The sequence below is a fragment of the Ruminococcus sp. 8Y-12 genome (genome assembly GCF_058119865.1).
On the sequence record NZ_CM176623.1, the window covers coordinates 1,514,499 to 1,527,668 of the forward strand.

Annotated in this window: 14 protein-coding genes; all 14 read left to right on the plus strand. The window is 52.2% G+C overall.

Features of this window, described 5'->3' with window-relative positions; translation table 11 throughout:
• The first annotated feature begins 14 nt into the window (after window positions 1-14).
• Window positions 15-2,348, plus strand: a complete 2,334-nt coding sequence (locus tag AC0THY_RS05560) for a xanthine dehydrogenase family protein molybdopterin-binding subunit (RefSeq protein WP_489993469.1) — start codon at window positions 15-17, stop codon at window positions 2,346-2,348.
• Window positions 2,348-3,211: an FAD binding domain-containing protein gene (locus tag AC0THY_RS05565; protein ID WP_489993470.1), complete on the plus strand. Its 864-nt coding sequence runs from the start codon at window positions 2,348-2,350 to the stop codon at window positions 3,209-3,211. Before AC0THY_RS05560 ends, AC0THY_RS05565 begins: the two co-directional genes overlap by 1 nt.
• Before the next feature lies 1 nt (window position 3,212).
• Window positions 3,213-3,692, plus strand: a complete 480-nt coding sequence (locus tag AC0THY_RS05570) for a (2Fe-2S)-binding protein (protein ID WP_489993471.1) — start codon at window positions 3,213-3,215, stop codon at window positions 3,690-3,692.
• 18 nt (window positions 3,693-3,710) lie between these two features.
• Window positions 3,711-4,958, plus strand: coding sequence for a Tm-1-like ATP-binding domain-containing protein (locus AC0THY_RS05575; protein WP_489993472.1), 1,248 nt, complete (start codon window positions 3,711-3,713; stop codon window positions 4,956-4,958).
• A gap of 9 nt (window positions 4,959-4,967) precedes the next feature.
• Window positions 4,968-5,480 carry a DUF1097 domain-containing protein gene (locus AC0THY_RS05580; protein ID WP_489993473.1) on the plus strand — a complete coding sequence of 171 codons (513 nt, stop codon included), beginning with the start codon at window positions 4,968-4,970 and terminating at the stop codon, window positions 5,478-5,480.
• Between the two features lie 122 nt (window positions 5,481-5,602).
• Entirely contained in the window at window positions 5,603-6,685 is a 1,083-nt protein-coding gene (locus AC0THY_RS05585) for a DVU_1551 family NTP transferase (protein WP_489993474.1), read from the plus strand.
• Entirely contained in the window at window positions 6,682-7,080 is a 399-nt protein-coding gene (locus tag AC0THY_RS05590; RefSeq protein WP_489993475.1) for a winged helix-turn-helix domain-containing protein, read from the plus strand. Before AC0THY_RS05585 ends, AC0THY_RS05590 begins: the two co-directional genes overlap by 4 nt.
• 56 nt (window positions 7,081-7,136) lie before the next feature.
• The gene (locus AC0THY_RS05595; protein ID WP_489993476.1) at window positions 7,137-8,093 is read left to right on the plus strand and encodes an XdhC family protein; all 957 of its coding nucleotides are present in this window, start codon (window positions 7,137-7,139) and stop codon (window positions 8,091-8,093) included.
• Window positions 8,090-9,124: a molybdopterin-binding protein gene (locus tag AC0THY_RS05600; protein WP_489993477.1), complete on the plus strand. Its 1,035-nt coding sequence runs from the start codon at window positions 8,090-8,092 to the stop codon at window positions 9,122-9,124. The genes AC0THY_RS05595 and AC0THY_RS05600 overlap by 4 nt, the downstream gene beginning before the upstream one ends.
• A 1-nt stretch (window position 9,125) precedes the next feature.
• Window positions 9,126-9,611 (plus strand): cyclic pyranopterin monophosphate synthase MoaC, encoded by a 486-nt coding sequence (moaC, locus tag AC0THY_RS05605; RefSeq protein WP_489993478.1) that lies wholly within the window; start codon window positions 9,126-9,128, stop codon window positions 9,609-9,611.
• On the plus strand, window positions 9,608-10,576 hold the full coding sequence (gene moaA / locus AC0THY_RS05610) for a GTP 3',8-cyclase MoaA (RefSeq protein ID WP_489993479.1): 969 nt from the start codon (window positions 9,608-9,610) through the stop codon (window positions 10,574-10,576). The genes moaC and moaA overlap by 4 nt, the downstream gene beginning before the upstream one ends.
• 2 nt (window positions 10,577-10,578) lie before the next feature.
• Window positions 10,579-11,520: a molybdopterin-binding protein gene (locus tag AC0THY_RS05615; RefSeq protein WP_489993480.1), complete on the plus strand. Its 942-nt coding sequence runs from the start codon at window positions 10,579-10,581 to the stop codon at window positions 11,518-11,520.
• An 18-nt stretch (window positions 11,521-11,538) separates the two neighbouring features.
• A complete protein-coding gene (modA, locus tag AC0THY_RS05620; RefSeq protein WP_489993481.1) occupies window positions 11,539-12,453 on the plus strand; it encodes a molybdate ABC transporter substrate-binding protein in 915 nt (304 codons plus the stop codon).
• A 12-nt stretch (window positions 12,454-12,465) separates the two neighbouring features.
• Window positions 12,466-13,170 carry a molybdate ABC transporter permease subunit gene (modB, locus tag AC0THY_RS05625; protein WP_489993482.1) on the plus strand — a complete coding sequence of 235 codons (705 nt, stop codon included), beginning with the start codon at window positions 12,466-12,468 and terminating at the stop codon, window positions 13,168-13,170.

Here is a 13,170-nt window from a genome sequence, read left to right on the forward strand (position 1 = left end):
AGCAGGAGGGCGTTATGCAAAAACAAGAGTTTGTATATGTGGGGAAAAGGGTAGAACGGCCAGATGCCATAGGGAAGGTAACAGGAGAGACACAGTACATAGCGGACATGAATATGCCCCATCAGCTGTATGGAGCACTGGTGCGATCTCCCTATGCGTATGCCAATATTTTAAGCATTGATTACAGTGAAGCCGCTGCCATGGAAGGCGTTGCCGTGATCATTACAGGGGAAGATGAACACACAGGAATCGGCCATTACGCGGCTGAAATGCCCACTTTAGCATACAAGAGGGTAATGTACTGGGGGGAACCGGTGGTTGCCATAGCGGCAGAGACTCTGGAGATTGCCAGGGAAGCTTGCAGCAAGGTCAAGGTGGAGTATGAAGTACTGAAACCAGTGCTTACTCTGGAGGAGTCTCTGAAGGGAGATGTGGTGTTCCACGACTGGTCAAAGCTGAATACCCACCACGAGCTGTATTTTGAGCAGGGAACAAATATCTGTCAGCACACAAAGGTCCGGGAGGGGGATACGGAGAAGGCCTTCGCCCAGGCAGACTATGTGGTAGAGGGAGAGTACGAGACTTCCGGTATCCAGCATGTTTGTATGGAAGGACACGGGGCGATCGCAAAATATGATCGGGACGGTTTGGTTGTCTGGACCTGCGCCCAGTCTCCGTTTTTCATGAGAGGCCAGCTGGCCAGAGCCTTTGGCCTGCCCCAGAACAAAGTGCGCATGATCATTCCGCCCATCGGAGGCGGGTTTGGAAACAAGTGGGAGCTTCGCGCAGAGCCGGTGGTCGCCGCTCTGGCAAAGAGGACTAAGGGGCGCCCTGTGAAGCTTCTGTTTACCAGGGACGATGAGTTTAAAGGCGCCTATTCCCGCGGCGCACAGAAGATCAGGATCAAGTCCGGTGTGATGAAGGACGGCACCATAGTGGCCAGAGAGGTGTACAATCTCCAAGATTCCGGAGCTTATGTAAACGGAGCACCGCGTCTTAACTATCTGTCCACCTATGCCTGCTGCGGTCCTTATAAAATCAAGAATGTGAAGATCGATGCCCTGACTTTGATTACCAACAAGCTGCCCACCAGCGCTTACCGGGGATTTGGCATACAGGAGGTTTCCTGGGCCTGCGAGTGCCATATGGACGATATCGCGAAGACCATTGGCATGGATAATTACAAGTTCAGGGAAATGAATCTTTGGGAGGATGGATATACCACACACACAGGAGAAAAACTGTTTAGCGTGGGTATCAAGGAATGCATGGAGGCAGCGGCCAAGGGACTTGATTGGGATACTCCCCTTGAAAAGGTGGCTCCGGACGGCAGATTGAGGGGAAGAGGAATGTGCCTTACCTGTAAAATCACAGGTACGCCCTCAGGATCTGCGGCAATCGCCAAGCTCAATGAGGACGGATCCGTGGATCTGCTCAAATCCGGTACGGATATGGGACAGGGCAACAATTCTGTAGCCTGCATCTTTTTTGCCGAGGCCATGCAGATCGACATTAAGAAGGTCAATGTGGCCCAGGTGGATACCCTGTACACTCCCTATGAAAAATCAGCCACCGGCTCCCGGCTCACCTTCCACATGGGAAGGGTATTGATTGAGGCGGCTCAGAGCATCCATGAACAGCTAAAGAGAAGGATGGGGAACCACTGGGGATGTCCGGCCCAGGATATTGTGATCGAGCACGGTATTATTAAGGGACACGGCAAAGATGGAAATCCCACAGAGCTGGCCATCAATGACCTTGGAAAAGCCAGGGTTCTGATTGAGCAGGACCCCATCATCGGGGTGGCAGCCCACAATACAGTGGATATCTGGGATAAACCGGACCGTGAGACCGGAAGATCATCCCGCGTATCCGTACTGTGGTTCTGGACAGCTCATGCAGCCCAGGTGCTGGTAGACCCAAAGACCGGAAGCGTAGAGGTTGAGAAATACTCCGCAGCCCACGATGTAGGCCAGGTGATCAATGAGGATTCCGTGAGAGGCCAGATCGAGGGCGGTATTATACAGGGTCTTGGCCACACCCTGCTGGAGGAGCTGGAGTGGAACGACAAAGGCGAAATGATGAATCCCAACATGGCGGACTTCAAAGTTCCCACAGCAAAGGATGCCGGATTCCCAATGAATATCACACTTGTGGAGGTGCCCCATCCCGAAGGACCTTACGGGGCCAAGGGCATTGGAGAGTGCTGTGTAACCGGTGTGCCGGGAGCGGTAGGAAATGCCATATTTGATGCCACAGGCGTACGCATGACAAAGATCCCGTTGAAGCCGGATCAGGTTTATCTGGCTCTGAAAGAAGCCAAGTATGGAAAGAGGTGTGAGAAATAATGTTAAAACCATTTAAGCTAATCACTGCCGGTACTCTGGAAGAAGCGATTTCCTGCGCAAAACTGGGATGCAAAATCTTAGCCGGCGGCACAGATATATTTGTAATGATGCATAAAGGGGTTTCTTATCCGGCCCTTGTGGATATTTCCCACCTGAAAGAATTTAAAGAGATTACTTTTGACGAGTCAGAGGGCCTGGTGATTGGGGCATTGGCCACCCACAGTGAGATCGAAGAAAATGAGTATGTGAAAAAATATTATCCGGCCCTTGCGGATGGCTGCTCCAAAATCGGTTCCGTCCAGGTGAGAAACAAGGGAACCATCGGCGGAAACATCTGCAATGCGTCACCGGCGGCAGACTCGGCAGGTCCCCTGATGCTCTACGATGCCCAGGTGAAAATCACCGGCCCCCAGGGAAGCAGGACACTCCCTGTGGAGGAGTTCTTTACCGGAGTGAAGACCACGGTGCTGAAGGAGGGAGAGCTGGTGGTAAGCCTTCATTTGCCCATGATATCAGAGCATGAGGGAAGCGCATACCAGAAATTGATGAAACGGGGAGCAATGGAGATCGGCATCATGAGCGCCGGCATTCGCTTTATTTGCGATGAGCAGGGGAAGTGTACGGACGCCAGGGTGACCCTCTCGGCAGTGGCGCCCACTCCCATACGGGTGAGGGCGGCGGAGACAGCGCTCAAAGGAAGGGCCATAGACCAGGAAGGAATTTTACAGGCAGCACAGCTGGCCTATGAAGCAGCAAATCCTAAGACGTGGAGAAACAGTGAGGAATGGTCAAAGGACATGGTCTGCACCTACATCCCAAGAGCAGCAGAGATTGCAGTGAAACGTCTGAAAGGAGATTGTTAATATGGAAATGCGTACGATCAGCTTTGATATCAATGACAGGCATATCAATATTACGGTTCCGGTGCACCGCACACTTCTGGAAATGATCCGGGAGGACATTGGACTCACAGGCACAAAAGAGGGGTGCGACGAGGGAGAGTGCGGAGCCTGCACGGTAATCATGGACGGCAAGGCCATTCACTCCTGCTGTACTCTGGCGGTGAGCGCAGACGGGTGCAAGATTATCACTATTGAGGGACTTCAAAAGGAGGATGAGCTGGACCCCATCCAGCAGGCATTTGTGGATGCGGGGGCAGTGCAGTGCGGGTACTGTACGCCGGGGATGGTTCTCAGCGCTAAGGCGCTGCTGGACGTCAACGATGATCCCACGGAGGAAGAGATCCGCACAGCGATAGAGGGAAATATTTGCCGCTGCACCGGCTATGACCGGATCGTTCAGGCAATTGCCCTGGCGGCTAAATATAAAGCAAAAACCAAATAAAAAAGGGAGGGTTTTACTATGGGTAAAGCAGTTGTAGCATTGGCGGGGACTCTGGATACCAAAGGCGTGGAGTACGCTTTTGTGAAGGAGGAGATCGAAAAATTTGGATGTGAAGTTCTGGTGATCGATACCAGCGTCATCGGTGAATCTCCGCTTGAGGCGGACATCAAAAAGGAAGAGGTAGCGAAATGCGGGGGTGTGGAGCTATCGGAATTTGCAGCAAGAGTGGAAGGCGACACCAGAGTGCGCGCCAATAAAGCCATGAGTGACGGCTTAGCCGTTATCCTGAAACGCCTGGTATCTGAGGGGAAGATAGACGCAGCACTGGGTATGGGAGGAACCGGAGGCACAGACAGCTTAAGCGCAGCATTCCGCCAGCTTCCCCTGGAATTCCCCAAGATGCTGGTTTCCACCATGGCATCCAACAATACAAAGCCCTATGTGGGCAATTCAGATCTGATCATGATGTACTCTGTTACGGACATCGCCGGGCTGAATAGCATCTCCAGAGTGGTGCTCTCCACAGCGGCGCACGCTGCAGTGGGAATGGCCAACGGCTATGCAGAGACAAAGAAAATGACGGAAAAATCCAATCCTCTGATCGGTATTACCATGTGGGGCGTTACCACTCCCTTTGTAATGAAGATGAGGGAGATTCTGGAGGCGAAAGGCTTTGACGTAGTAATTTTCCACGCGGTTGGAGAGGGCGCGGCCATGGAAGAGCTGATTGCTTCCGGCGTGATCGATGGTGTCATCGACTCCGCTCTTCCGGAAATCCTGAATAACAAGCTGGGCGGTATCTTTGATGCAGGTCCAAACCGCATGTGCGCGGCTGCCGAGAGAGGAATCCCGGAGATGGTGGTTCCAGGAGCAGTGGAAGCCTTTAACTTTGGAGCACCGGAAACCATTCCTGAGAAGTATAATACTCCTGAGCGCAAGGTGATCTTACATAACCCGAACATCACCTCCCTTCTGGCTACCCCCGATGAGATGGTATGGCTGGGAGAGTATGTGGCAGACCATGTAATGAAGAACCCTGGCCCCAAGGCAATCTACTTCCCCACCCTGGGACTTGACCGCTACATGGCCGAGGGAGGCCCCTGGTTCGGACCGGATTATCTGAAGCCTCTGTTCGAAACCATAGAGAAAAAGGTAAAGGGCGGAGACGATGAAATCCAGATCACAGCTATGGAGAATCACATCAACGATGAAGAATTTGCAGAGGCAGTTGTCTATAAATTCCTGGAGCTCTGGGATCAAAGATAAGGAGGCGCTATGAAGAAGTTATTAATCTACGCAGTACTTGTGGGTATCTTGGCAGGAGCGGTAACCTTAGTGACGGATATTCTGCAGGGCGCAGGATTTATCTCCACAGCAGCAGGTTTAACCTTTGTCACATTTGCATGCTGGGCCTCCTACTTCCTGTTTGGGGCTGATCCCAAGGCTGCGCTTAAAGGGGGGGTGAGCATGATTGTGGGTATCATCTGTGCAATCATCATCTATGTGCTCACAAACGCCTTTGCGGGGCTGGGCTGGAACGTGGGATACGCGGCCCTTCCGGTAGCGGTCATTATCGGTGTGATCCTGATGTGCGCAGCAGAAAAGCTGCCCTATGCCAACAATGTGGCAGCCATCTTTATGGGAGCGGCTCTGTACTTTGCCATCATGGGCACTCCGGCGGCCGAGGGCGGATACGCGCTGGTGGCAGCTGGGGAGCTGGTATACGGTGCGTTGGGTCTGTTTTCCGGTTATTTGACAATCATGATCAGCAAAAAAGTGAGAAATTAATGTCATGCAAAGCATGATGTGCGACTCGCAGCAAGGACGCTGGAGCGTACTTGAATAAAAGTATTAACAGCGGCTGGGGGAGGAGTTCCCTCCCTCTGTCCCCTGTAATATAAGGAGGAAACATGCATAGTAGAGCAGGCGTAGTCATCGCGGTTGCAGGACTTTCCACTAGAATGGGGGAATTTAAACCACTTCTGCCTCTGGGAGATAAGACAATCATTGAACATGTGGTGGACAATGCGGCTGCCGGCGGAATCCAGGAAATTGTGGTGGTAGTTGGAAAGGAAAAGGACAGGATAAGAGAACAGCTGGGTGACAGAAAGATCAAACTAGTGGAAAACCCGGACTTTGCCTCAACGGATATGCTTCAATCCATAAAGTGCGGGCTGAGCGAGCTGAGTGCATACCTGGAGTGCTTTTTCATCGTCCCGGGTGACATGCCATTGATTTCAAAAGCGTGTTACCAGTGTATGCTCAGCAAGTTTGAGAGCAGGAAGAAGAGCGGTATTGTGCAGATCCGGTATCAGGGGGACGGAGGTCATCCCATCCTCATTGGAGAACAGTACCGGGACAGTATTTTGGACTATGAGGGAAAGCAGGGGCTTAAAGGAGCGCTGCGCCCCTTTGCAGACAACATCCATGTGCTGGAATGGCACAACAGCACCATCCTTCTGGATGCGGATACCCCTTATGATTACGCACACCTGAAGGATATCTATGATCAGAGGGAAATTCCCGGTAAAATGGTGATCTTTACTATGTTTAATCTGAACGGAACACCCATTGAAGTGGTACGCCACTCTTTGGCAGTGGAAAAGATTGCTCTGCTTCTGGCAGATAAAGCCAGGAAAAGGGGGTACCCCATTCGGATGAACCTGGTCAGCGCCGCCGCGCTTTTACACGATGTGGAGCGCACGAAACCCCGGCATGCCCAGAGGGGAGCACAGCTTCTCAGAAAACTTGGCTATGAGAAAGTAGCGTCCATTGTGGAGGAGCACATGTTTTTGTCCCAGGACGCTGTGGAGCATTTGGATGAGAGGGCAATTGTCTTCCTGGCAGACAAGATGGTGGAGGGAACCAGGGCGGTCAGTCTGGAAGAACGCTTTGAGAAAAGACTGTTTGGCAGCAGAAATGAGCCGGAGGTCTATGAGAAGATAAAACGGAACATGGAGAATGCAAAAAAAGTGATGGAGCTTTTGGAGTGAACGGAAAGAATATAGTTGGACAAAGGGATAGCGGTGAGCATCCTGCCCCGAGGGGGCTGAAAGGTGTAGTGAAGGTAAAGGTAAAGGGAGAGAACATTTTTTGGGGCAGCGGGATGATGGAGCTTTTAGAGCTGATCAAAAAATGCGGTTCTCTCAAGCAGGCGTGCGAACAGATGCAGATGTCCTACAGCAAGGGATACCGGATCATCAAGGCGGCGGAGGCGGAGCTGGGGTTCCCCATCCTGTACCGCGAAAAAGGGGGCCTTCAGGGGGGCGGCTCTGTCCTGACACCTGAGGGGGAGAAATTTGCAGACTGTTACCAATCTTACCTGTTGGAGATGAGGGGATTAAGCGAGAAGGCATTTTCCCGTTGTTTTGAGAAATATTTAAAATAATTTTTTTATCAGCGATATCTTTTAGAAAATATAACGGAGGAGCGTGAGGAGACAATATGGGAAGCACAGGAGCATTTTACAGGGATCTGATCAGGAGGCTGAAGGTCCCGGGAGAGCCCATCGGAGTGTATACAGACCCGGACAATCATTTGAAAAAGGGGTATCTGGATCATGGGGAGACAATCGAAACGGGAATTGTGGAGTGGTTTGGCAGGCGTCCTGCGGCAGTAATATGCGGAGGCGGCCATATTTCCCTGGCGCTGTGCCGGATTTTGAAATTGCTGGACTTTCATGTCACGGTGATTGACGACAGGGAGGAATTTGCCAACACCCAGCGCTTTGAACTGGCAGACACTGTAGTGTGCGAACGCTTTGAGCAGGTATTCCGGACACACAGATTTGATCCGGGTGCGTACTTTGTGATTGTTACCAGGGGACATGAGTTCGACTATGTGTGTCTGCAGGAAATCTCCGGGCTGCACTCCGGATATGTGGGAATGATCGGGAGCAGGGGCAAGGTTCAAAAGACCATGGAACGGCTGCGCCAGGAGGATGGCGTGAGCGAAGAGTGGATCGCCTCTGTGAAAGCGCCCATCGGCCTTTCCATAGGAGCCAGGACGCCGGAGGAAATTGCCGTGAGCATTGCCGCAGAGATGATTGAGGTGAAGCGCAGGGACAAGAGAGAAGTGGAGTATCTGGACCAGTCCATCGCAGAGTGTCTGGAATCAGGGAGAACGGGGGTACTCATGACCGTCATTGAAAAGAAAGGTTCCTCCCCCGGAAAAACGGGAAGCCGGATGTTTCTGGATGAGGGGGGAATCCCATGCGGGACCATAGGAGGCGGAAACCTGGAGCACCAGGCTCTGATGGACGGGTGGAAGTGTCTGAGCAGCAGAGAGTCCGGGATCGTGGAATATGATCTCTCAAGCGAAGCAGCAGACCGGCTGGGCATGATCTGCGGAGGAAAAATACGGGTACTATTTGAAATGATAGAGAAAGAAGGGACAAGATGAAGCTTATAAAAACAGTGGATGCTCAGGGACAGGTACTCTGCCACGATATTACACAGATTATCCGGGGGGAGAAAAAGGGGCCGGTATTCAAAAAAGGACATGTGATCACCCAAGAAGATATTCCGGTGCTCCTGAGCGTGGGCAAGGATCAGCTCTACATTTGGGAAAAGGATGAGCGTATGCTCCACGAAAATGAGGCGGCAGAAGTACTGTGCAGGATATGTAAGGGAAACCATATGGACAGATCAGAGGTCAGCGAGGGAAAGATTGAGCTCACGGCCAGGGAGGACGGTCTGTTTAAGATACACAGAGAGGCCCTGAAAAGGGTCAATGGACTGGGGCAGATGATGATTGCATCCAGACACGGGGATGTCCCTGTAAAAAGGGGGGATAAGCTGGCAGCTACCCGGATTATCCCACTGGTTATTGAAAAGGAAAAGATGGAGGAGGCACAAAGAGCAGCGGGGGAGGAGCCCATTTTTGAAATTCTGCCCTTTAAACAAAAAAAGGCTGGCCTGGTCACCACTGGAAATGAAGTTTACTACAAGCGCATTGAGGACACCTTTACCCCGGTTATTGAGCAGAAGCTGGCGGAATATGGGGCTGAGGTGACAGTGCATGAGATACTGAACGATGACCACAAGAAAATCACAGATACAATCCACAAAATGATTGAGCAGGGTGTGGATATGGTGTTGTGTACAGGGGGCATGAGTGTGGACCCTGACGATAAGACTCCTCTGGCTATCAAAAATACAGGTGCGCGAGTGGTCACCTACGGAGCCCCGGTACTGCCGGGAGCCATGTTTTTGCTAGCCTATTATGAGAAGGATGGAAGGAGCATACCAGTGATGGGGCTGCCCGGATGTGTGATGTATGCGGGAAGAACTATCTTTGACCTGATCCTTCCCAGAGTCATAGCGGAGGATGAAGTGACCGCAGAGGAGCTGGCATCTCTGGGAGAGGGAGGCCTTTGCTTAAACTGTGCGGAGTGCAGATACCCGGAGTGCGGATTCGGAAAGGGAAGATGATATGGAATTTACACATTTTGACGAAGCTGGAAATGCGATTATGGTGGATGTGGGCGGCAAGGCGCCCACAAAGAGATCCGCGTCTGCCTGCGGCAGAATACATATGTCCCCGAAATGTCTTAGGATGGCAGCGGGCGGTGAGATGAAAAAGGGCGATGTGCTTGGAGTTGCCAGGATAGCGGGCATACAGGGGGCAAAAAGGACCTCAGGACTGATCCCTCTCTGCCACGGGCTGAATCTGACCCATCTGGAGATTGACTTTAAAATCCTTTGGGAGGAATCTGCGATTGAAGCCAGGTGTACCGCCTCCTGCTGTGGGAGCACCGGGGTGGAGATGGAGGCGCTGACCGGGGTGTCGGTGGCTCTGCTGACAATCTACGATATGTGTAAGGCAGTGGACAAAGCCATGACCATGGAACACATCCATCTGTTGGAAAAGCACGGGGGCAAGAGCGGGGATTTTGTATGGAAGGGAGAAGAACAATGATCGATCTTTATGGAAGAGATATTAACTATCTGCGCATATCCATCACAGACAGATGCAATCTCAGATGCAGATACTGTATGCCGGACGGGATTTCCTGTGTCCCCATGGAGGAGATACTCACCTATGAGGAGATGGAACGGATCGCAGCCTGTGCCTCAGCGCTGGGTATCCGGCATATTAAAGTTACCGGGGGAGAACCCTTGGTCAGAAAGGACTGCACACATCTGATTAAAAGACTGAAAAACATTCCCGGAATCGAGACGGTTACCCTCACCACCAACGGCGTACTGCTTTTCGAGTACATAGAGGAGCTGAAAAAGGCGGGAGTGGACGGAATCAATATCAGTCTGGACAGTGTTCGCCCTGAGATTTATCAGGAGATCACGGGCAGGGATGAGCTGTCTAAGGTTTTGGACGGGATTTCGGAATCCCTGCGCTATGGAATCCCCACAAAAGTGAATGGGGTTTCCCTGGGCGGCAAATACAGCGGGGAATGGAGAGGGCTTGTGGAGCTGGCCAGGAAATGGCCGCTGGATGTGCGTTTCATAGAGCTGATGCCCATTGGCCTTGGAAAGAAGTGCCCCTCCCAGGACAACCGAAAGCTTTTACGGGACATCTCTGCAGAGTACGGCAAACCCATACCCGAGCTTGGACAAAGGGGATACGGGCCTGCGGTCTATTACAGGATACCGGGATTCCAGGGGAAAATCGGATTTATCAGCGCGATTCATGGAAAGTTTTGCAGCAGCTGCAACCGGGTGCGCCTCACCTCTCAGGGGTACTTAAAGACCTGCCTCTGCTATGAAAATGGGGTGGATTTAAGGCAGATCATCCGGCAGGGGGCTGAGGATGAGGTTCTGCAGGAGGCTATCCGGGAGGCAGTGGGAAGGAAACCGGCTGCGCACTGTTTTGAGAACCTGCCGGAGATTACGGAAAAGAAGAATATGTACTGCATAGGAGGATGAAGATGGGAAGAGTAAGGGCGGTCTGTATCAGTGAAAAAAAGGGAACGGAAAAGATTCCGGTGGAACAGGCGGAATTTCTGGTGAACCATGGAATAAAGGGGGACTCCCACGCAGGCACCTGGCACCGTCAGGTGAGTCTGCTGTCCTTTGACAAGGTAGAAGAATTTAATGAGAAGGGCGGTCAGGTGAAGGATGGGGATTTTGGAGAAAATCTTTTGGTGGAGGGCATGGATTTTCGAACAATGCCTGTGGGTACACAGATCTTCTGTGGTGACGTAGTCCTGGAGATCACACAGATCGGGAAGGAATGCCACAGCCATTGTGCCATCCGCCGCAGGGTGGGAGACTGTATCATGCCCAGGGAAGGTGTCTTTGCAAGAGTGTTAAATGGCGGGACCATCCGCCCGGGTGATGAGATGGAGGCTGCGTATCCGAAGCCGGACAGAAAGCTAAGGGCTGCGGTGATTACCATGAGCGACAGCGGCTATCGGGGAGAGCGGGAGGATGTAAGCGGTCCCCTGTGCTGCCGGATGCTGGAGCAGGCAGGGTATACGGTGGAGGAAGCTGTGATACTGCCGGATGAGAAAGAGCTGCTTAAGCACAAGCTGATCTACTATGCGGACAGCCGTCAGGTGGATCTGGTGCTGACTACCGGGGGAACCGGATTTTCTTTGAGAGACTGCACACCGGAGGCCACCATGGAGGCGGGAGACCGGAATGCACCCGGGATTGCAGAGGCCATGCGGTATGCTTCCCTGAAGGTCACAAAGCGGGCCATGCTTGGAAGAGGTGTCTCTGTGCTCAGAAAAAAGACCCTGATTGTAAACCTGCCGGGCAGTCCAAAGGCAGTGGAGGAGAGTCTGGGCTTTATCTTAGATGAGCTGGATCACGGAATCCGGATATTAAATGGCCTGACGGGAGAGTGTGCGCAGAAGAAGAGATAAAGAGAGGAGGGAGGACGGATGAAAAAAAGGTGGATTTTATGTGCAGCAGCCCTGGTAATCATGGTCCTGGTGGGTGGATACATAAGCACAGAGGGACGGGGATCAAGCTCCGATAAGGGAGTAAAAGAAAAACGGGACACAACGGAAATCCAGGATGTTGCGGAAAATCGTGAGGACGAGGTCAAGATCACCGTATTTGCGGCTAAGAGCCTGAATAACGTTATGGAAGACCTGATTCGTAATTACGAAGAGACACATCCTAAGGTTTCCATTGTAGGCAGCTATGACAGCTCCGGTACCCTGATGGAGCAGATTCGGGAAGGAGCACCCTGTGATGTATTCTTCTCCGCGGCACAGAAGCAGATGAATCAGTTGGAGGAGGAGGGCTTTCTGGTGGAAGGCACCAGGCGGGATGTGGTAAACAACCAGGTGTGCCTGGTCACCTATAAGGACAGCATGACAGAGGTGAAAGACCTTGGGGATCTGAAAAAGGCATCCAGTATGGCCCTGGCGGATGGCAGCGTGCCTGTGGGGCGCTATACCAGAGTGGCATTGATACATGCAGGGCTTTTGGAGAAGACAGGGGAACCCGCGGAAATCACCACCCGGCAGATTTCCCAGGCGCTGGGGAACCTGGAGATCAATGAGTGCGCAAACGTGGGGGCTGTGGCTGCCGCTGTGGCCGAAGGCGCCAATGAAGTTGGAACAGTCTACTACTCAGATACCTTTGGATATGAGGATAAGCTGGAGATTCTGGAAAAGATCCCCTATGATTTGAGCGGAGATATCATCTATCCTGCCGCACAGGTGCGAAATGGGCAGGCGGATGAGGCGCAGCAAAAGGCTGCAGAGGAGTTTACCGCTTACCTGGTATCTGATGCGGCTAAGGAAATTTTTAAGGACTATTATTTCGACACTGAAATCGGAGAGTGAAAGGAATAGGAAATGGATAGCTATATGGCGTTTTTAGGAAAATTGGACTGGAGTCCTCTGTTTATCTCCGTAAAAACGGGTGTGGTGGCAACGGTGATATCCTTCTTTCTGGGCATCTTTGCAGCCAGAAAGGTGATCAAAGCAGGGCCCAGGGTGAAAGCGGCGGCGGACGGGATATTGACCATGCCTATGGTCCTGCCGCCCACGGTTGCAGGCTTCTTTCTTCTCTTGCTGTTCAGCAAAAGAAGGCCGTTTGGGAGCTGGCTGTTTGCGAATTTTGGGTTTTCCGCCATACAGACCTGGACCGGCTGCGTACTTGCTGCGGTGGTGATTGCCTTTCCGCTAATGTACCGCAACGCCAGGGCAGCCTTTGAGCAGGTGGACAGCAATATTGTCTATGCCGCCAGAACCCTGGGAATGTCGGAAACCCGGATTTTTTGGAAGGTAATACTCCCGGCTGCCGGTCCGGGCATTGCCTCCGGCACGGTACTTACCTTTGCCAGGGCTCTGGGGGAATACGGAGCTACCTCTATGCTGGCGGGAAATATACCCGGAAAGACCAGTACCATTTCCCAGAGGATCGCCATGGTGATCCAGGACGGCGACTATGCCACTGCTGCCTTTTGGTCCGCAGTGGTGATTATGGCAGCCTTTTTGGTGATTTTGCTTATGAACCTGTTGACATCAAAGAATATGAGACATGTGGGGCGGTGGTAG

Excerpts from the sequence above, each read along its gene's own strand:
- AC0THY_RS05560 (WP_489993469.1), top strand. The coding sequence starts at position 15 with ATGCAAAAACAAGAGTTTGTATATGTGGGGAAAAGGGTAGAACGGCCA.
- AC0THY_RS05565 (WP_489993470.1), top strand. The coding sequence starts at position 2,348 with ATGTTAAAACCATTTAAGCTAATCACTGCCGGTACTCTGGAAGAAGCG.
- AC0THY_RS05570 (WP_489993471.1), top strand. The coding sequence starts at position 3,213 with ATGGAAATGCGTACGATCAGCTTTGATATCAATGACAGGCATATCAAT.
- AC0THY_RS05575 (WP_489993472.1), top strand. The coding sequence starts at position 3,711 with ATGGGTAAAGCAGTTGTAGCATTGGCGGGGACTCTGGATACCAAAGGC.
- AC0THY_RS05580 (WP_489993473.1), top strand. The coding sequence starts at position 4,968 with ATGAAGAAGTTATTAATCTACGCAGTACTTGTGGGTATCTTGGCAGGA.
- AC0THY_RS05585 (WP_489993474.1), top strand. The coding sequence starts at position 5,603 with ATGCATAGTAGAGCAGGCGTAGTCATCGCGGTTGCAGGACTTTCCACT.
- AC0THY_RS05595 (WP_489993476.1), top strand. The coding sequence starts at position 7,137 with ATGGGAAGCACAGGAGCATTTTACAGGGATCTGATCAGGAGGCTGAAG.
- AC0THY_RS05600 (WP_489993477.1), top strand. The coding sequence starts at position 8,090 with ATGAAGCTTATAAAAACAGTGGATGCTCAGGGACAGGTACTCTGCCAC.
- moaC (WP_489993478.1), top strand. The coding sequence starts at position 9,126 with ATGGAATTTACACATTTTGACGAAGCTGGAAATGCGATTATGGTGGAT.
- moaA (WP_489993479.1), top strand. The coding sequence starts at position 9,608 with ATGATCGATCTTTATGGAAGAGATATTAACTATCTGCGCATATCCATC.
- AC0THY_RS05615 (WP_489993480.1), top strand. The coding sequence starts at position 10,579 with ATGGGAAGAGTAAGGGCGGTCTGTATCAGTGAAAAAAAGGGAACGGAA.
- modA (WP_489993481.1), top strand. The coding sequence starts at position 11,539 with ATGAAAAAAAGGTGGATTTTATGTGCAGCAGCCCTGGTAATCATGGTC.
- modB (WP_489993482.1), top strand. The coding sequence starts at position 12,466 with ATGGATAGCTATATGGCGTTTTTAGGAAAATTGGACTGGAGTCCTCTG.